Origin of the sequence: Alkalicoccus urumqiensis, assembly GCF_002993335.1 — a bacterium.
Taxonomy (GTDB): domain Bacteria; phylum Bacillota; class Bacilli; order Bacillales; family Salisediminibacteriaceae; genus Alkalicoccus; species Alkalicoccus urumqiensis.
Map to the genome: position 1 here is coordinate 158,485 of NZ_PVNS01000002.1, position 17,736 is coordinate 176,220.

The 17,736-nt window shown below is 50.8% G+C and carries 21 protein-coding genes; 20 read left to right on the top strand and 1 reads right to left on the bottom strand.

Features of this window, described 5'->3' with window-relative positions:
* Window positions 1-110: 110 nt before the first annotated feature.
* From C6I21_RS02560 to C6I21_RS02590, 7 genes are all read left to right on the top strand, one after another.
* A complete protein-coding gene (locus C6I21_RS02560; RefSeq protein ID WP_105957860.1) occupies window positions 111-662 on the top strand; it encodes a ReoY family proteolytic degradation factor in 552 nt (183 codons plus the stop codon).
* 153 nt (window positions 663-815) lie between these two features.
* Window positions 816-1,277, top strand: coding sequence for a DUF2487 family protein (locus tag C6I21_RS02565; RefSeq protein ID WP_181186049.1), 462 nt, complete (start codon window positions 816-818; stop codon window positions 1,275-1,277).
* Window positions 1,278-1,420: 143 nt separating this feature from the next.
* Window positions 1,421-1,924 (top strand): QcrA and Rieske domain-containing protein, encoded by a 504-nt coding sequence (locus C6I21_RS02570; protein ID WP_105957862.1) that lies wholly within the window; start codon window positions 1,421-1,423, stop codon window positions 1,922-1,924.
* 16 nt (window positions 1,925-1,940) lie between these two features.
* Entirely contained in the window at window positions 1,941-2,612 is a 672-nt protein-coding gene (gene qcrB / locus C6I21_RS02575) for a menaquinol-cytochrome c reductase cytochrome b subunit (RefSeq protein ID WP_105957863.1), read from the top strand.
* 25 nt (window positions 2,613-2,637) lie between these two features.
* Window positions 2,638-3,516: a menaquinol-cytochrome c reductase cytochrome b/c subunit gene (locus tag C6I21_RS02580; RefSeq protein ID WP_105957864.1), complete on the top strand. Its 879-nt coding sequence runs from the start codon at window positions 2,638-2,640 to the stop codon at window positions 3,514-3,516.
* A 153-nt stretch (window positions 3,517-3,669) separates the two neighbouring features.
* Window positions 3,670-4,269, top strand: a complete 600-nt coding sequence (lhaT, locus tag C6I21_RS02585; RefSeq protein ID WP_105957865.1) for a lipoprotein heptaprenylglyceryl N-acetyltransferase LhaT — start codon at window positions 3,670-3,672, stop codon at window positions 4,267-4,269.
* 73 nt (window positions 4,270-4,342) lie between these two features.
* A complete protein-coding gene (locus C6I21_RS02590) occupies window positions 4,343-5,026 on the top strand; it encodes a zinc metallopeptidase (protein ID WP_105957866.1) in 684 nt (227 codons plus the stop codon).
* A gap of 51 nt (window positions 5,027-5,077) precedes the next feature.
* Here C6I21_RS02590 and C6I21_RS02595 read toward each other — a convergent pair whose 3' ends face one another.
* On the bottom strand, window positions 5,078-5,956 hold the full coding sequence (locus C6I21_RS02595) for a YitT family protein (RefSeq protein WP_105957867.1): 879 nt from the start codon (window positions 5,954-5,956) through the stop codon (window positions 5,078-5,080).
* A gap of 181 nt (window positions 5,957-6,137) precedes the next feature.
* On the opposite strand from C6I21_RS02595, the gene C6I21_RS02600 reads away from it, so the two are divergent.
* The 13 genes from C6I21_RS02600 to C6I21_RS02660 all read left to right on the top strand — a co-directional run bounded on the left by C6I21_RS02600 (window position 6,138) and on the right by C6I21_RS02660 (window position 17,697).
* The gene (locus tag C6I21_RS02600; protein ID WP_105957868.1) at window positions 6,138-6,479 is read left to right on the top strand and encodes a nucleotide pyrophosphohydrolase; all 342 of its coding nucleotides are present in this window, start codon (window positions 6,138-6,140) and stop codon (window positions 6,477-6,479) included.
* Window positions 6,472-7,266 carry a 4-hydroxy-tetrahydrodipicolinate reductase gene (dapB, locus tag C6I21_RS02605; RefSeq protein WP_105957869.1) on the top strand — a complete coding sequence of 265 codons (795 nt, stop codon included), beginning with the start codon at window positions 6,472-6,474 and terminating at the stop codon, window positions 7,264-7,266. The genes C6I21_RS02600 and dapB overlap by 8 nt, the downstream gene beginning before the upstream one ends.
* A 9-nt stretch (window positions 7,267-7,275) precedes the next feature.
* Window positions 7,276-7,698: a methylglyoxal synthase gene (mgsA, locus tag C6I21_RS02610; RefSeq protein ID WP_105957870.1), complete on the top strand. Its 423-nt coding sequence runs from the start codon at window positions 7,276-7,278 to the stop codon at window positions 7,696-7,698.
* A complete protein-coding gene (gene bshB1 / locus C6I21_RS02615) occupies window positions 7,667-8,386 on the top strand; it encodes a bacillithiol biosynthesis deacetylase BshB1 (protein ID WP_105957871.1) in 720 nt (239 codons plus the stop codon). Before mgsA ends, bshB1 begins: the two co-directional genes overlap by 32 nt.
* On the top strand, window positions 8,383-9,504 hold the full coding sequence (gene bshA, locus C6I21_RS02620) for an N-acetyl-alpha-D-glucosaminyl L-malate synthase BshA (RefSeq protein WP_105957872.1): 1,122 nt from the start codon (window positions 8,383-8,385) through the stop codon (window positions 9,502-9,504). Before bshB1 ends, bshA begins: the two co-directional genes overlap by 4 nt.
* On the top strand, window positions 9,501-10,130 hold the full coding sequence (locus tag C6I21_RS02625; protein ID WP_105957873.1) for a tRNA nucleotidyltransferase/poly(A) polymerase family protein: 630 nt from the start codon (window positions 9,501-9,503) through the stop codon (window positions 10,128-10,130). The genes bshA and C6I21_RS02625 overlap by 4 nt, the downstream gene beginning before the upstream one ends.
* Complete coding sequence (locus tag C6I21_RS02630) at window positions 10,096-10,572, top strand: HD domain-containing protein (protein ID WP_142393201.1); 477 nt, start codon at window positions 10,096-10,098, stop codon at window positions 10,570-10,572. The genes C6I21_RS02625 and C6I21_RS02630 overlap by 35 nt, the downstream gene beginning before the upstream one ends.
* Window positions 10,569-11,513 (top strand): biotin--[acetyl-CoA-carboxylase] ligase, encoded by a 945-nt coding sequence (locus C6I21_RS02635; RefSeq protein ID WP_105957875.1) that lies wholly within the window; start codon window positions 10,569-10,571, stop codon window positions 11,511-11,513. Before C6I21_RS02630 ends, C6I21_RS02635 begins: the two co-directional genes overlap by 4 nt.
* Window positions 11,514-11,650: 137 nt before the next feature.
* The gene (gene panB, locus C6I21_RS02640; RefSeq protein ID WP_105957876.1) at window positions 11,651-12,463 is read left to right on the top strand and encodes a 3-methyl-2-oxobutanoate hydroxymethyltransferase; all 813 of its coding nucleotides are present in this window, start codon (window positions 11,651-11,653) and stop codon (window positions 12,461-12,463) included.
* A complete protein-coding gene (gene panC, locus C6I21_RS02645; RefSeq protein ID WP_105957877.1) occupies window positions 12,460-13,296 on the top strand; it encodes a pantoate--beta-alanine ligase in 837 nt (278 codons plus the stop codon). Before panB ends, panC begins: the two co-directional genes overlap by 4 nt.
* Before the next feature lie 17 nt (window positions 13,297-13,313).
* Entirely contained in the window at window positions 13,314-13,697 is a 384-nt protein-coding gene (gene panD, locus C6I21_RS02650; RefSeq protein WP_105957878.1) for an aspartate 1-decarboxylase, read from the top strand.
* Window positions 13,698-13,727: 30 nt separating this feature from the next.
* Window positions 13,728-16,427, top strand: a complete 2,700-nt coding sequence (dinG, locus tag C6I21_RS02655) for an ATP-dependent DNA helicase DinG (RefSeq protein ID WP_105957879.1) — start codon at window positions 13,728-13,730, stop codon at window positions 16,425-16,427.
* Complete coding sequence (locus C6I21_RS02660; RefSeq protein WP_105957880.1) at window positions 16,408-17,697, top strand: amidohydrolase; 1,290 nt, start codon at window positions 16,408-16,410, stop codon at window positions 17,695-17,697. The genes dinG and C6I21_RS02660 overlap by 20 nt, the downstream gene beginning before the upstream one ends.
* Window positions 17,698-17,736: the final 39 nt, after the last annotated feature.

Genomic DNA, 17,736 nt, shown 5'->3' on the forward strand with positions numbered 1-17,736 from the left:
AAATCGAGAAAGAAACCGCTTTTCTTTGCAGGACTTTCCTTCAAAAGGTAGAATATTAACTATACCGGATTACCTCAGGCCGGCCGGATCGTGAATGGGAGGGATAATGGATGAATAATCCAATACCAGTCATGGAGAAGCGCAGTTTTTTAAAGTGGTTTCTGGAAAAATACCAGCTCAAGCGCAGAGAGTGTGCGTGGCTTTTGAACTTCCTGATGAGTGATGATGTGCTGATGGAGCGTGTCCATTTTGTAGAAAATGCAGAACACTGCCCAAAAGCGCTGATGATCTCTGCAGGAGATGTGGACCAGGTGCCTTTTGCTTTTCACAAACACCGTCATGTCACGATGGATGCAGAAAAATCATTTCACGACATCCGGCTGAACCGCAATGAGGATATTTATATCCAGTTGAATTTTAAAGAGAAGCAGTCCCTTCCGGAGTATGCGGCAGTGTTGGAAGACAACCCGTATCTGCCTGAGAATGCGGTGGAGCAGTCAGTGAATGAGCTGCTTGCAGAACTAGTTCTGGATGAATCACTCCGCCGCAGTCAGATGGAGGCGCTGGAGGGTAAAATCGATACAGCTCTTCTGCAGAAAGACCGGGAGGCATTTCTGGACCTTTCCAGGCAGTATTCGGATTTAAAGGCCCTTGATTCATAGGGCTCTTTTTTTTGATATAGAATTGGATAAACGTTCCGGGCGCCGCGATGCAGAAAGAATTGTACATTCAGTGAGCCTCTGCCGGTGTCCGGATCTATGTAATCCGGTAAAGAAAGTTCACATTGTGCATGTATGGGACAGGAGGTGCAGCAGATGAAGTGGAAGGAAAAAGATGCAGCGATGTATCTGGCAGAAAAGGAATATGTCGATACGGCAGTCATTCCGCTGATGCCGGTAACAGCCGGAAAAGATATGCAGGACGTGGTGAAATCAGGTGAATTCATTCGTTATTTCACGGAATACCTGGAGCGGCAGTATGCCGGGCGGGTTTACTTGTTTCCGGCTTTTACGTATATAAAGACAAAGCAGGTGCCGGAGGAGCAGCTGAAACACTGGCAGGAATTACTCCGGGAAGAAGGATTCAACCATTTTCTCTTCATTACATCCGATGCTTCGTGGAGAAGAACAAGCGCGGACTCATTCGGAGAACTTTTCTGGATTCCCGCATTCTCCGTAGAGAATATGGAGGTACAGGAGCTTGCAAAAACGATGGAACAGCAGGTGCAGCAGCTCGTACCGTTGATGATGGATATGTGGCAGTCTGAAGAAAAGTAAATTCCTTTTCGCATATACTATTCTTCAAAAGCAAATGACGGGGAATTTATTGACATGCAAACGTTTGATAGGCTATGATGATAATGTCTTAGTATGATTTTTTCTATTATTGTGTGTAGAAACGGAAGTGAGGAGGGAAAGTCGTGAGCGAGAAAAATCACCGGGTGTCAAGACGCCAGTTTCTCACATATACTCTTACAGGTGTAGGTGGATTTATGGCAGCAGGAATGCTCGCTCCAATGGTCCGTATGGCGCTGGATCCAGCGCTGGAGGCTTCAGGAGGTGCAGAGTTCGTCTCTGTCGGGCTGAGTGAAGACGACTTGAGTGAGGAGCCGCAGCGTGTGGATTTCAATGTAGAGATCGTAGACGGGTGGTATACATCCGAGCAGAGCCGATCTGCGTGGGTCTTTCTGTATGAAGGCGAGATACTGGCTCTTTCACCAACATGTACCCATCTCGGGTGTACTGTAAACTTTGGAACAAATGAAGAATATCCGGATCAGTTTTTCTGTCCATGTCATTTCGGACGCTTTGAGCGCGACGGAACAAACATTCCGGGAACACCGCCGACACGTCCGCTTGATGTATACGATGTCGAAGTCCGTGACGGCATGATTTACCTGGGACAGATCAATCAGCGCGGTTAATTAAGGGGGGCCAGCAATGTTACAGAAAGTGTACGACTGGGTGGATGAACGGCTCGATATCACCCCTCTATGGCGCGATATTGCAGACCACGAGGTACCAGAGCACGTCAATCCGGCCCATCATTTTTCAGCGTTCGTTTATTGTTTCGGCGGACTGACCTTTTTTGTTGTTGTTATTCAAATTTTGTCAGGAATGTTCCTGACGATGTATTACGTACCGGACATTATTCATGCTTATGAATCCGTATATTATCTTCAGAATGAAGTCACCCACGGTATGATTGTACGAGGGATGCACCACTGGGGTGCCAGTCTGGTTATCGTCATGATGTTTTTACATACGCTCCGCGTGTTCTTCACCGGCTCGTACAAAAAACCTCGTGAATTGAACTGGGTTGTCGGGGTTCTGCTTTTCTTTGTTATCCTCGGCCTTGGTTTTACCGGATACCTTCTTCCATGGGATATGAAAGCCTACTTCGCGACAGTAGTAGGGCTGGAAATTGCGGAAGCAGCACCAGTAGTCGGCGAATTTGCGAAAATCCTTCTTGCAGGCGGGGAAGTTATTGGAGCACAGACGCTGGCGCGGTTCTTTGCAATCCACGTCTTCTTCCTGCCGGGAGCACTGCTTGGACTTCTGGGAGCACACTTCTTTATGATCCGTAAGCAGGGTATTTCCGGACCATTGTAAAATAGGATAAAGAGGAGGGATTTGCATGCATCGCGGAAAAGGCATGAAATTCGTCGGTGACTCGCGTGTCCCGGCGGAAAAAAAGCCGAATATACCAAAAGACTATTCCGAGTATCCGGGTAAAACGGAAGCCTTCTGGCCGAACTTCCTCCTTCGTGAGTGGATGGTCGGCGCAGTCTTCCTTATCGGATTTCTCGTACTTACAGTTGCACATCCGGCTCCGCTGGAAGGTGTAGCTGATCCGACAGAAACAAGTTACATTCCGCTTCCGGACTGGTACTTCCTGTTTCTGTACCAGCTTCTGAAGTATGAATTTGCATCCGGTCCATATACGGTGATCGGTGCCGTCATTATTCCCGGCATCGCTTTTGGAGCACTGCTTCTTGCACCTTGGCTGGATGTCGGGAAAGAGCGCCGGCCTTATAAGCGGCCGATTGCAAGCGGGCTGATGATGCTCGGTGTCGTCGCTACTATTTTCCTTACATGGGAATCTGTAGACCAGCACGACTGGGAAGCAGCAGCGGAGCAGGGCCAGATGGCAGATGAAGAAGAAGATGTCGAAGTCGATGAATCGGCTGCCGGCTATGAAATTTATCAGTCACAGGATTCCTGTATCGGCTGTCACGGCGGCGATATGTCCGGCGGAGCAGCGGGACCGAACCTTCTGACGACAGAGCTTGAAACAGATGAAGTCATCGATATTATTCAGAATGGTCAGGGCGACATGCCTGCAGACCAGTTCGAGGGCTCTGATGAAGAGCTTGAAACGCTGGCAGCATTCATTGCCAATAACGGTCAGGCCCCGGATGGGGAAGGCGGTTCCGGCGGTGAAGGTGAAGACGGCGGAGAAGATTCCGGTGATGAAGAATCGGATGAAGGTTCTGAAGAAGGAAACGAAGAGTAATATAGGAAAGAGCCGGCGGAGTGTGTGTCGCCGGCTTTTTTCTGCAGACAGGACTATCTATTCCTGAACCTACAGCTGCGAAGATATCTGCTTTCCTTTCTCGGTGAAGAAGGTCAAATCAATGCTGCATCATTAAAAAAGGGAGGGAACCTGATGAAGTTCTGGTTTCCATACATACTTATGAATAAATCATTTTTATCTGCACTTTTTGTCATCAATTTTTTAGGAACGCTTTACGGATACTACTGGTATGAGTCCCAGCTTATGCAGACACCCTGGTATTTTCTGCCCTTTGTACCCGACAGTCCCACGGCAAGTTTGTTTTTCACGATCGTTCTCGGTTTTTTTCTTGCCGGGAAAAGGTGGCCGCTTATGGAAGCTCTTGCTTCTGTCACCCTGATTAAGTATGGTCTGTGGGCGGTGGTCATGAATCTGGCGGCCGGTGCCGCCGGAACAGAGCTGAACTATCTTCACTGGATGCTTATTTTTTCCCACGGAGGGATGGCGGTGCAGGGGTGCCTCTACTTCCCATTCTACCGTATAAAGACCTGGCATCTCGTCTGCACCGCTGTATGGACAATTCATAACGACATCATTGATTATGTGTTCAATATGCACCCATGGGTTTCGCAGTCGTTGAATGCTTACATTCCGCAGATTGGATATTTTACGTTTTTATTGAGTCTGTTTTCGCTGCTTCTCGTCTGGGTGGGAAACAAAAACTTCCATTTATCACACGATAATGGGCTTTAAAAGCAGAATACTTGCTTTTCCTCACTACATTGACTAAAATTGACCTTAAGTATAGATGAGAAGGGGGATGACTATGTTTTCCACCGGCACGTTTTTATTGTATTTCGGCCTGCTGATTATTATTCCGCTATGGGCAAGCAGCCGTGTGAAATCGACCTATAAAAAATACTCGAAGGTAGGTGCTTCCTCCGGAATGACCGGAGCGGAAACGGCACAGCGGATTCTGCACGAAAACGGCATATATGATGTGTCCGTCGAGCCGGTAAAAGGACAGCTGACCGATCATTACGATCCCCGTGCAAAAGTAGTCCGTCTCTCAGAAGGCAACTATTACGGACGGTCGATTGCGGGAGCTGCCGTTGCCGCACATGAAGTCGGCCATGCGATACAGGACGCAGAAAATTACAGCTTCCTTAAACTGCGCTCGGCACTGGTGCCGGCTGCCGGGTTTGGTTCGAACGCCTCCATCTTTTTCATTATCGGCGGCATTCTTCTTACCTCGCAGGGGCTGATGCTCGCTGGTATTTTCTTGATGGCGGCGGCTGTATTATTCCAGGTTGTTACACTTCCCGTGGAATTTAATGCGTCTTCAAGAGCGATGACGCAGATCGTCTCCACAGGAATTATCCGTAACGAAGAAGAAAGGGAAACGAAAAAAGTACTCAATGCGGCTGCATTGACCTACGTAGCTTCCGCGCTTGTAGCGGTTCTCGAACTGACCCGCTTCATCTGGATGTATTTTGCGATGGACGAATAGAAATAGGAAACAAGGCAGAACGGCGCAGACACGCCATTCTGCCTTTTTTCATTATCCAACCGGATCCACCGGCCGTTTTCTGCTGTCGAGTGTAAATCCCTCCCCCATAACATCCTGTACGTCCTGGAAGGTGACGAAGGCGTGCGGATCGACTTCATGAATAAGCTGTTTTAACCGCACCATTTCATTCCGCCCGACGACGCAGTAAAGGACTTCTCTCTCTGTGCCGGTAAAGGAGCCTTTCGCCTGCAGTAGTGTCGCGCCCCGGTCCATCTCCGCAAGTATAGCTGACGAGATGCGGGGGGCGTGTTCTGAAATAATCATTGCCGCTTTTCCGGAGTATGCCCCCTGCTGTATAAAATCGATCACCTTCGCTGCAGTGAACACCGCGACAAGCGTATACATGGCCTCGCGGTAATCGAGGTAGATCAACGAACTGGTAATGACCGCAGCGTCGAAGACAAACATCGTCCGCCCCATGCTCCATCCGTAATATTTAAAACCGAGTTTTGCGAGGATATCAATACCGCCTGTCGTGCCGCCGGTCCGGAAGACAATACCGAGCCCGGCACCAATACAGACACCAGCAAACAGTGCAGCAAGGGTCATATCATCCTGAAGTGGAAGCGAGACGACTTGGAACACTTGGAAAAACCATAAAAACAGCGATAACCCTGCGGTGCCGATGATTGTGTAAATGAATGCCGTCCGGCTCAGCACTTTCCAGCCAATAATAAATAGCGGAATGTTCAGCCAGATATTGGAGTAGGCCGGATTCCAGTCAAATAGGAAGAATAGAACGAGTGTGATTCCCGTAAAACCACCGTCAGCAAGATTGTTTTCCATGTTAAAATAAACGAGACCGAACGAGACGATGGCTGTGCCGAGTAAAATGAAGAAAATATTGCGGATATGTTTCCAGACTGGCATGTGTAAAACTCCTTTCCTGCCCAGGGCCGGGATTCAAGTAATAGAAACAGGGCGGCATTGTAAAGACCAGATTCAAGTATATAGAAGGTTCGCTCAAGCCGCAACAGCTGCTTCATTTGTCATCAGGCGTTCAATCCGCTACGATTAACCAGAGACTGTTAATGGGAAAGGAAGGACATAAATGAATGAGAAGTCGCTGAAACAGATGCAGAAAGAAGTGGATCAATACATAGGCCAGTTTGAAGAAGGCTATTTCAGCCCGCTGTCGATGATGGCCAGAATGACAGAAGAGATGGGCGAGCTCGCCCGGGAAGTTAACCATCACTATGGGGAGAAACCGAAGAAGCATTCTGAAGAAGATAATTCGATGTCCCAGGAGAGCGGAGACATTCTATTTGTACTGATCTGTCTTGCCAATTCGCTGGAGATTGATCTGGAGGAAGCGTTTGATCAGGTAATGACGAAATTTCAGACGAGAGATAAAGACCGGTGGACAAAAAAGGAGGAGAATCAACATGATTAACATTGCTGTAGCAGGTCCGAGAGGAAACATGGGAAAAGAAGCAGTGAAAATGATTGAGTCTGAAAACGGCTTGAACCTTCGGGCGGTGATCGACTACAAACACGGTGGAAAGCAGATGAAAGAGGCGGACGGCATGGAGCCGCTTGACGTAACGGTTTATGAAACGCTTGAGGAGTGCCTGAGCAGTGAAGCCGTGGATGTGCTTGTTGATCTGACCAACCCGGAGACGGGAAAAAAGCACCTTGAAACAGCTCTGGATTCAGGTATCCGCGCAGTGATTGGTACGACTGGTTTCTCTGAAGACGATATCGACAGGCTGCGTATTCTGGCAGAATCGAAACAGACCGGAGCGGTTATTGCGCCCAACTTTGCAGTAGGTGCGATTCTCCTGATGAAACTATCCGTGATGGCTGCCAAATATATGCCGGACGTGGAAATCATTGAACAGCATCATGATAAGAAACTGGACGCACCATCCGGGACCGCCATGAAAACGGCGCAGATGATCTCGGAAGTCCGGGAAGAGAAAAAGCAGGGGCACCCACAGGAAACGGAAGCCTGGGAGCATGCCAGAGGGGCTGAATATGAAGGCATGCATATCCACAGTGTCCGTCTGCCGGGAAGAGTTGCCCATCAGGAAGTCATTTTCGGAGGCGAGGGTCAGACGCTCACGATCCGTCACGACTCCATGAACCGGACATCCTTCATGCCGGGTGTGAAAATGGCGGTGGAGCATGTAATGAACTTGACGGGACTTGTTTACGGTCTCGATCAACTAATGGATTAGGAGGCTGTCATGAATATCGCATGTATCGCCCACGACACGAAAAAAGATGATCTCGTACAATTTATGATTGCATATGAACATTTATTAAAAGACCACTGCCTGTTTGCAACAGGCACCACCGGTACACGGATTATGGAAGCCACATCTCTTCCATTGACACGATTCAAATCCGGCCCACTCGGAGGAGACCAGCAGATCGGCGCTGAGATTGCAGAAAACAATATGGATCTCGTCTTCTTCTTCCGTGACCCATTGACGGCACAGCCGCATGAGCCGGACATCAATGCGCTGATCCGTCTCTGTGATGTGTACAGCGTGCCGCTTGCTACAAATATGGCAACAGCAGAAGTCCTCGTCGCAGCACTGGCCAGAGGGGACCTCGGATGGAGGGATCTCGTTCATGGAAAATCCAGAAAACCAAGTGACTCCTGAAGTACTGTGTATCGGTGCCCATCCTGACGATATTGAAATTGGAATGGGCGGTACAGCTGCCGTTCTTGCCGGACAGGGGTGGCAGGTACATATGCTTCATTTGACGGAAGCCGGCCTTTCTTCCAATGGAACACCGGAGCAGAGAAAGAAAGAATGCCGGGCCTCGGCTTCTCTCCTCGGAGCAGCAGAACCAATTTTCTGGGCGTATCCTGACCGGGGACTTGATGAAATGAAACATGCCATTATTGAAAAACTGACGGAGTGGATACGTGAACGAAAGCCTGTTTACGTCTTTGCTCCGGCATCTCCGGATCGTCATCCGGATCACGAAGCCACTGGAGCCATCGTCCGTGAGGCGTTTTTTAATTCCGGTATCCGCCGATATGGTACGCTTCCGCCGTTCAGGCCGGAGAATCTGTTCTACTATCAGGTGAACGGTACCGGAAGTCCGGTATTTACCGTAGATATCTCGGAAACGGTCTCTGTGAAAAAAGCAGCTCTTTCCTGTTACGAATCCCAGTTCACAAAAGGAAAAGGGAGCGTTTCGACGCCGCTTACAGAGAGCTATATTGAAGATACCCTCTCCGGAAACCGGCTTATCGGACGGGAAGCCGGTGTCGAATCTGCAGAAGGCTTCCGCTCCGAAAAATTACTGGTGCATTCATTTGCAGAAAGGCGGCAGAAATGAAAATCGGAATTACCTGCTACCCTACCGTGGGCGGATCCGGAGTGGTGGCAACAGAACTTGGACGGGCGCTCGCCCAGAGAGGTCATGAAGTTCACTTTATTACCTCAAGTATTCCGTACCGCCTGGACGTGAATGCAGAGAATATCTTTTTTCATGAGGTGACAGTGAATTCCTATTCAGTGTTCCAGTACCCGCCGTATGATCTGACCCTTGCAAGCAAAATGGCGGATGTCATCAAGCAGGAAAACCTGGATATACTGCACGTTCATTATGCGATCCCGCATGCTGTCAGTGCATATCTTGCAAAAGAGATGACTGGAGGACGTGTCCGTATCGTGACGACGCTTCACGGTACAGATATTACTGTGCTTGGTCACGACCCCTCCTTTACGGATATGATCCGGTTTGGGATCGAACGCTCGGATCTTGTAACCGCTGTGTCAACGGATCTAATCCGTCAGACGCAGTCTCTTCTCGGTACGGATAAAGCGATCCGGACCGTATATAATTTTATTGATGAAGCGGATTATTATCCCAAGCCGGATACCGGATTACGGGAGTCGTTCGGCATAAAGCCTGGAGAAAAAGTTCTTTCCCACGTGTCCAACTTCCGCAAAGTAAAGCGGGTGGAGGACGTGGTCCGTGTTTTCCAGCGTGTTCAGAAGGAAATGCCCGCGCATCTTCTCTTGATCGGCGATGGACCGGAACTGCCGGTGATCCGGGAAATGGTTCAGAAGCAGAACATTCAGCATGTACATATCACGGGGACACAGAGACAGGTGGCTGATCTTTTATCCATCAGTGATATGAAACTGCTTCTTTCCTCCAAGGAAAGCTTCGGTCTTGTGCTGCTGGAAGCGATGGCATGCGGAGTACCGGTCTGCGGGACAGATGTCGGCGGCATTCCTGAAGTCATCGAGGACGGTCGGAGCGGACTCATTTTTCCGCTCGGCGCACTGGATGAAACCGCAGCCGGAATCGTATCTGTTTTGAAAGATCCAAAGAGGCACGAAGCGATGCGGATCGAGGCGAAACGGAGAGTCAAAGAGGATTTTCATAAAGAAGATATCGTTAGTCAGTATGAACGTCTTTATAAGGAGGTATTAACGACCGTATGAACCGGCTGGATCTGGCAGTATTGGAGCTGAAGCGGCTGAAGGAAGCCGGCATCGATGCCTGGATTGCCGGAGGAGCGGTCCGGGACATGCTGACAGGATCGGTCCCGCGGGATGTTGACCTCGTCATCAGGACAGATGAGTTGGCACTCCGCTCTCTTTACAGCCGGATGCACCGGGTCGGCCGGAAGCATCCGGTCTTTCTCATTTTTCCGTGGAATGAAGCGGTGGAAGTGACGCTCCTGCAGTCGGATATTCAAACCGACCTGCTGCGGCGTGATTTTACATGGAATGCCATGGCGCTGGACGCGGAGAAAAGATTGATCGATCCTGCCGGAGGTGCAGAAGACCTTCATCAGCGGAGACTGACTGCCCCGGGGGATGCTGTCGAAAAAATAAAAGACGATCCGGTCCGGATCCTCCGGGCTGTCCGTTTTTCCCTCCAGTACGACGGGGAGATTGCAGCAGATCTTTTTTCGTGCGATGGAAGAGCAGGCACCGCTTCTCAAAACGACAGCATACGAGCGGATTGTACAGGAGCTCGGACGGACACCATTCTCATGCTGGAACTCCATGCAGTGGGAGCGGTATTTTATGTTGACCAGCGTGGTGTCGTTTCCGGTGGCTGAAGATAACGATCTGCGGCATGGACTTATAAACAGACCGGAAATGTTTCACGAAGGAGAGAAGTGGGTCGTGCTGCCGGGACGCTTCCCGCCTTACTGGTTCAAGGCGCTGTCCCGTAAACAGAAGAAGCAGCATACGGATGCATGGCGTGCGCACCGATCTCTTCCGTGGAGCCGGTGGGATGTATTCCAGTTCCACCAGCCAGCGGTGACCAGTGCCAAAAACCTGGCGCTGCTGCTCGGAGAAACGCCCCCGGTCATTCCCGAACTTCCGATTTATGATGTCAGGGAGACGGCGTTATCAGCAGAAACCATTCACGCTGTTCCAAAAGCAGACCGCGGGATGGCAGTTAAAAGTGCAGCCCGTGCTGTGGTGGAAGGGAAAATCCCGAATAACGAGGCGGACGTGCACCGCTTTTTACGAAGAGAGGGGTGGATTTCATGAAAGGAGAAATATTAAAGATGCTTTCCCGTGCCGAAGGATATACTTCCGGGGAGCATATCAGTGAACAGCTCGGTATTTCCCGGACCGGAGTCTGGAAGCATATTCAGTCATTACGGGAAGAAGGTTATACCATCGTTTCTGTCAGAAAAAAAGGCTATCGGCTGGAGCACAGCGGAACAGGGTTCAGTGCTCACGCGGTGTCTTCAAAGCTTCGGACAGAGGGTATTCACATCGAACACCACGAAAAAATCCCGTCCACACAGACGCGGGCACAGCGGCTCGCCCAGGGAGGAGCACGGGGCTGGACCGTGGTTACTGCAGATGAACAGACCGGTGGACGCGGACGGCGCGGACGCCCCTGGTCTACGAAAAAAGGAACAGCACTTGCAGCAAGCATTATTCTAAGACTGGATAAACTTCCTCAGGAGGCGGCAGCCATTACGCCTACAGCAGCCGTTATTATCAATGATGTCCTGCAGCGGTACGGAGTGGATACGCGGATCAAGTGGCCCAATGATATTCTGGCAGAAGGCAGGAAAGTCTGCGGCATTTTAACGGAAATGCATGCGGAAATGGATGAGCTCCACTACCTTATTATCGGTATCGGCGTAAATGTCAATGAGACGGATTTTCCGGAGGAGATCAAACCTACAGCTGTCTCTCTCCGCCATCTTACGGGACAAGAGTGGGACCGGTCTGCCCTTCTGGCCGCGCTGCTTGATGAGTTAAAAAAACGGCTGCCTGAATTTGAAGAAAACGGATTCACGCCGTTCAGGGAAGACTGGCTTCGTTACAGTACGGTAATCAATAAAGAAATTACCATACACCAGAGACACCAGAGCTGGAAAGGCAGAGCGGTGGATATCCGGGAGGACGGCAGGCTGATAGTGGAAACAGAGACTGGTCAGAAGGAAGTCATTTCCGGAGATATCTCCATCTAGTTTTCGACAGCTGTCCGTGAAATTGCTATAATACGAACTGGACAGGACCGTCACGGCCTGTACCTGATGACATGAAGAGAGAACTGGTGCTGCTTCGACTCTTTTAAGAAGAGCGGAGACAGAAGGAGGAATGAAAAATGAAAACGACGCAGGATTTCCGGAAAATGAAAGAAGACAACGACCCGATTGTCATGATCACCGCCTATGATGCTCCGTCCGCATCGCTCGCGGAAGAGGCCGGTGCAGATGTTCTGCTTGTCGGCGATTCACTCGGCATGGTCGTGCTCGGCTATGACTCCACGGTCCAGGTTACGGTGGAGGATATGATTTACCATACAAAAGCGGTGAAACGGGGAACAGATTCGATCTTCACAGTGACGGATATCCCGTTCATGGCGGCGCATATTTCTACAGAACATGCGTTAAAGGCCTCTGCGGACGTCATGCAGAAGAGCGGGGCGGACGCGGTAAAAATCGAGGGAAGCGGTCCGGTCATTGATATCATCAACAGGCTCACAGAGGGCGGCGTCCCTGTCGTTTCCCACCTCGGCCTGACTCCGCAGACCGTCGGCGTCGAAGGCGGGTACCGCGTTCAGGGCAAAACAGAAGAATCAAAGAAAAAGCTTCTGGAAGATGCCGCCGCTGTCGAAAAGGCAGGGGCCTGCATGCTCGTCCTGGAATGTGTTCCGGAAGAGACAGCCCGGCTTGTGCAGGAAGAGCTGACGATCCCTGTTATCGGTATCGGCGCGGGACGTTTTACAGACGGCCAGGTGCTTGTGTACCACGATATTATCGGCTACTACGGCGGACATACGCCGAAGTTTGTCAAGCAGTATACGGATATACGCCCGGTCATACATGACGCACTATCCGCCTTTAAAGAAGATGTGAAAGAAAAGAGGTTTCCGGAAGAAGCGCATGTCTTTAAGCCATATGGTGAAAAGAAATGAATGTCATCACGAGTATCCGTGAATTAAAAAAACATCTCCGCAGGGAACAGAAGAATGGCAGAACGATCGGTTTCGTGGCCACGATGGGTTATCTTCACGAAGGCCACCGGAGGCTGATGCAGGAAAGCAGCCACAACCACGATGTAACGGTTGTCTCGGTTTTCGTCAATCCGCTTCAGTTCGGACCGGGGGAGGATTTTGAAACGTATCCGCGGGACGAAGAGCGGGATAAAACCGTCTGCAGGGAGGAAGGCGTCGATGTCGTATTTATGCCTTCTGCAGAGGAAATGTACCCGAAAAAAATGGCTTCCAGCATCGCTGTGGAAAAAGGAACAGACGTCCTCTGCGGCAGAAGCCGTCCCGGCCACTTTTCCGGAGTAGCAACGGTCGTCATGAAGCTTCTGCAGATAGTCCGTCCGGACGCAGCGTACTTCGGACAAAAAGATGCACAGCAGGCGGCGGTGCTTGAAACGATGGCTGCCGACTACAATCTGGACACCTCCATCCGCGCCGTGCCGACGGTAAGGGAAAACGATGGTCTTGCGAAAAGTTCACGGAACGTCCGGCTTTCAGAGGCGGAGCGGAAAGAGGCTCCGGCAATCTACGAATCGCTGAAAGCAGGAGTCGACACGTACAGACAGCTTGGAAAACAGAAAGCAGTGGAGCAGGTCAGCGGAACGCTCGCCGGACTGTCGGGAACGGTGGATTATGTCGAGCTCTGGACCTATCCGGATCTGCAGGAGCCCGGTAAGGAAGCAGAACGGCTCGTTCTGGCTGCGGCCGTTCAATATGATCACGCCAGATTAATTGACAATATCATTTTCATACCCTAAAAGGAGAACCGATAACGATGATGAGAGAAATGATGGCAGGGAAACTGCACCGAGCAACAGTAACAGAAGCGAATCTTCAGTATGTCGGAAGCATTACGGTGGATCAGGACCTTCTTGATGAGGCAGGGATTCTTGAAAACGAAAAAGTGCAGGTCGTAAACAACAACAATGGTGCGCGCCTGGAAACGTACACGATTTCGGGTGCCCGCGGCAGCGGTACCGTCTGCCTGAACGGCGCTGCAGCCCGTCTCGTCCAGCCGGGGGATAAAGTCATTATTATTTCCTACAAATGGCTGGAAGAAGCTGAAGCTCAGTCCCACGTACCGAACGTCATTATTCTGGATGAGAACAACCGTGTACAGGAGCGGATTGGAACGGAGCCGGAAGCAACGATCCGGTGAGTAAATTGAACAGAAGGTAGGCGCGTAATCATGACACGTTTTGTAGTACTGGACCTGGAAACAACGGGAATGTCTTTTTCTGAAGGAGACAGAATTCTGGAGATCGCTTACTGTGTTATGGAAAATGACACGGTCATCCGCCGTTTTCAGTCCCACGTTCAGACAGAAAAAGAAATCCCTCCTTTTGTCCAGCAGCTGACGCAGATTGAGCAGAAAGACGTCGCTGGCGCCCCGGCCTTCGAAGAACTGGCCCCCGAGATCCTCTCTGATCTGGACGGGGCCTGGTTTGTGGCCCACAATGTCGACTTTGACCTCTCCTTTTTAAACGAAGCACTGGAAGATGCAGGGTATTCCCCTTTCTCCGGTCCGGTGCTGGATACGGTGGAATTGTCACGAATCTTTTTCCCGACTGCAGAGAGTTTCAGGCTGCAGAATCTGGCTGACATGTTTTCCATTGTTCATGACAATCCTCACCAGGCGCTGAGCGATGCCGAGGCTTCCGCGTCCATCCTTCTAAAAATTATGGAAAAAGGGCGTTCGCTGCCACCTGCATCGCTGCACCGGCTTTTGTACCTGCAGCAGGCATGGAAAAGTGATATGGGGGCGCTGCTCGGCGAATGGCTTGAACATGCAGAAGTGCCTGACGGAGTGGAGGAATACCGGGGGACCGCCGTCCGGGTCAATGAAGAAATTAAAGAAGCTGCGGAAGCCTGCGGAACAGATCCCTCCGCCTATTTAACGTCGGAAGTACTCGCCTCTGTCCACCCATCTATGGTGGAGAGAACGGCACAGCAGAACATGAGTCTGTTCGTTCAGAATATTTTAAATGATGGTCATATCGGTATCGCTGAAGCAGGCACCGGCACCGGAAAAACACTTGCCTATCTTCTGCCGGCTGTATTAACGTCTCTTTCAGAAGAGAAGAGGGTCCTTGTCAGTACCGAAACGATTCAACTGCAGGAACAGATTCTTTACAAAGAAATTCCTGTTGTCGAAACGCTTCTGAACCGGCAGGTACGCGCTTCACTCATGAAAGGGAGAAGCCATTATCTCTGTCTGCAGAAATTGGAGCACATGCTTTCATCCCAGGCAGAAAAAACATATGATCAGCAGCTCTCGCTGTCACAGATAATCGTCTGGCTCACCCAGACGGCAAGCGGCGACCTTGAAGAAGTGAACGCCGCTTCCGGTGAGCGGTTTATGTACGAGCTTGTCAGTGAACCCGGCTCCTGCAGCAGCCCGGACTGTCCCTGGTTTTCCCGGTGCTTTTACCAGCGTGCCCGGAAAAAAGCGAGGCATTCCGACATCATTATTACCAACCACGCGATGCTTCTCACAGATATATCTACGTCTGTCCTTCCGTCTTATCAGCATATCATTGTGGACGAAGCCCACCACCTGCAGAAAACGGCTTCCCGTCAGTTCGCAGAGCGGATGAGTTATGCTGATGCAGCAAGACCGATCAATGAGTGGCTGCAGAAACCGGACCCTATTCTGCCTGATTTTTGGAAAGACAGGCTGACCGGACTGAAGGACGACTGGAATGATCTTTTCATGACGCTCTACGACTTTTCCCGGAAAAGCAGTGCGCAGAACGATATGGGTGAATGGTCGACGGTCATCGATCATGAGAAAAAAGCGTTTGCCAAAGTGGAGGATGCTGCGGTCCGGCTGCGGGAAGCTTACCGCCAGCTGACGTATATGATGGAAAGTGAAGAAATAACGTCTCAGGAAACCGGTGTCTCCTCCCTTATGGAAGAGATCGGCCGCTGTATCGATAAAGCCGGCAGTCTGCTGCTTCGGCCGGCGGACTCCCATGTTTACTGGATGGAGCGGGCTAACCGCGGTCCGAAACAGGCGCTGACCGTTTACAGCAGCCCTGTGGATGTAGCTGATCTGCTTGCTGACTATTTTTTCGCCAAGAAAAAACACGTCGTCCTCACAAGTGCCACACTTGCGGTAAACCAGTCGTTTTCATTTGTTATGGAACAGCTCGGCATGGAGGATTTTGAGGTGAAGCAGATGCAGGCGGAATCGCCGTTTGACTGGGAGAATCAGGCTGCCATTCTGCTTCCGCAGGATATTCCGCCGGTAAAAGAAGAGGAAGCTTACGTTGAAAAACTGGCAGAAGCGGTTGTCCGCATTTCGAGTGCCTCAAAAGGAAAAATGCTCGTTCTTTTTACGTCCTATGCCATGCTGAAAAAAACGTACCGGAGACTTCAGGAAATGCTCGATGATACGTACCTTGTCATCGGTCAGGGCGTTCAGTCAAAAAGCCGCACGAAATTAATTAAGCTGTTTCAGCAGTTTGACCAGAGTATCCTTCTCGGTACGAGCAGTTTCTGGGAAGGAGTCGATATACCCGGAGAGGATTTATCCGTGCTTTTGATGGCACGGCTTCCATTCGCGCCTCCATCGGACCCTGTTTACCGGGCAAAAGCGGGACGTCTGGAAGAAGAAGGGAAGTCTCCGTTTATGAAACTGGCACTGCCGGAGGCTATCCTCCGCTTCAGGCAGGGCTTTGGACGTCTGATCCGTACGGAAAAGGATAAAGGCGTCGTCATCGTCATGGACCGCCGTATCGAGAAAGCCCGCTACGGAAAACAGTTTCTGCGTTCGCTTCCCGGAGCCAGCGTAGAGCGGGGAACGCTGGAGGAAATGGCGGATTTTACGGAAAAATGGCTGTACCGAAGCAGAGAGGAGACAAAACATGAAGACGCTCATCGATAATGGTCTCATCATGTCCGCGGAAGGAAAGCTGACCGCCGGGGGGATCATCATGGAAGGCGGTACAATTACCCGCGCCGGCAGCGGCGTATCGAGAGAAACAGAAGACTATGATGAACATATAGACGGAAAAGGCCGCTGGTTTCTCCCCGGCTTCGTTAACACACATGGTCACGCGGGTAGTACGCTTCTCCGCGGAGCGGGAGAGGAACTTCCTCTGCGGCAGTGGCTGGAGCAGGTTATGTGGCCGAATGAACAGAAACTAGACCGCGACATGGTGTCAGCGGCTCAGGATCTCGCTCTGGCGGAAATGCTCCGATCCGGTACGACAGCCTTTCTCGATATGTATCACCTCGGTATTCATGATCTCGCTGAAAAAACGTCTGCGTCCGGTATGCGTGCGGTTCTTGGCAGAGGGATGATCGGTTTTGGAGGGGAAGCAGGCTGGCAGGAACGTCTGGACGCTTCCGCCGATTTTATTGATTCATGGCATGAAGCGGCTGAGGGGCGTATCCGGACAGCGGTCATGCCGCATGCCCCTTATACGTGCCCGCCGGCATTTATGGAGAAAGCCGCGTCACTTGCTGTGGAAAAGGGCGTGCTGTTTCATACACATTGTGCAGAAACCCGTCAGGAATGCAGAGACCACCGCAGGGAGCACGGTCTTCATCCAGTTGATCATCTGCATCAGCTAGGTATTTTCCAACTCGATGTGCTTCTGGCTCATGCTGTACATATAACAGAAGCACACATGCAGATTCTTGCGGACACAGGAACCGGCGTCTCCCACAACCCGTCATCCAATGCAAAGCTCGGTTCAGGTACCGCACCTATTCCGGAAATGATGAAGGCCGGTGTGAGAACAGCACTCGGTACAGATTCGACAGCTAGCAATAATACGCTCGATATGGTTGAAGAGATGCGCCTGGCTGCACTGATTCATAAAGGTCGTCTGGAGGATCCCGAGGCGCTGCCTGCAGCCGATGTATTTCGAATGGCGACGTCCGGCGGCTCGGAGCTTCTTGGTTTTCACCAGACCGGCGTGATTCAGGCTGGCATGGAGGCTGATTTTATTGCTGTCAATCCACATTCTCTTCATCTTACGCCCAACCTTGACCGTGCAGCTGCCCACACTGCGTACTCGCTGAAATCCTCGGATGTGGAAGACGTCTGGGTGCAGGGGCGGAGGCTGATGAAGAACAAAGAGCTTGTCACGCTCGATGAGGAAAGAATCCGATTTAACGCAGACAAGCAGGCTGCAAAATTGCTATAATCAAATAGATATGATTTTGTTAAAGAAGGATGGATACCT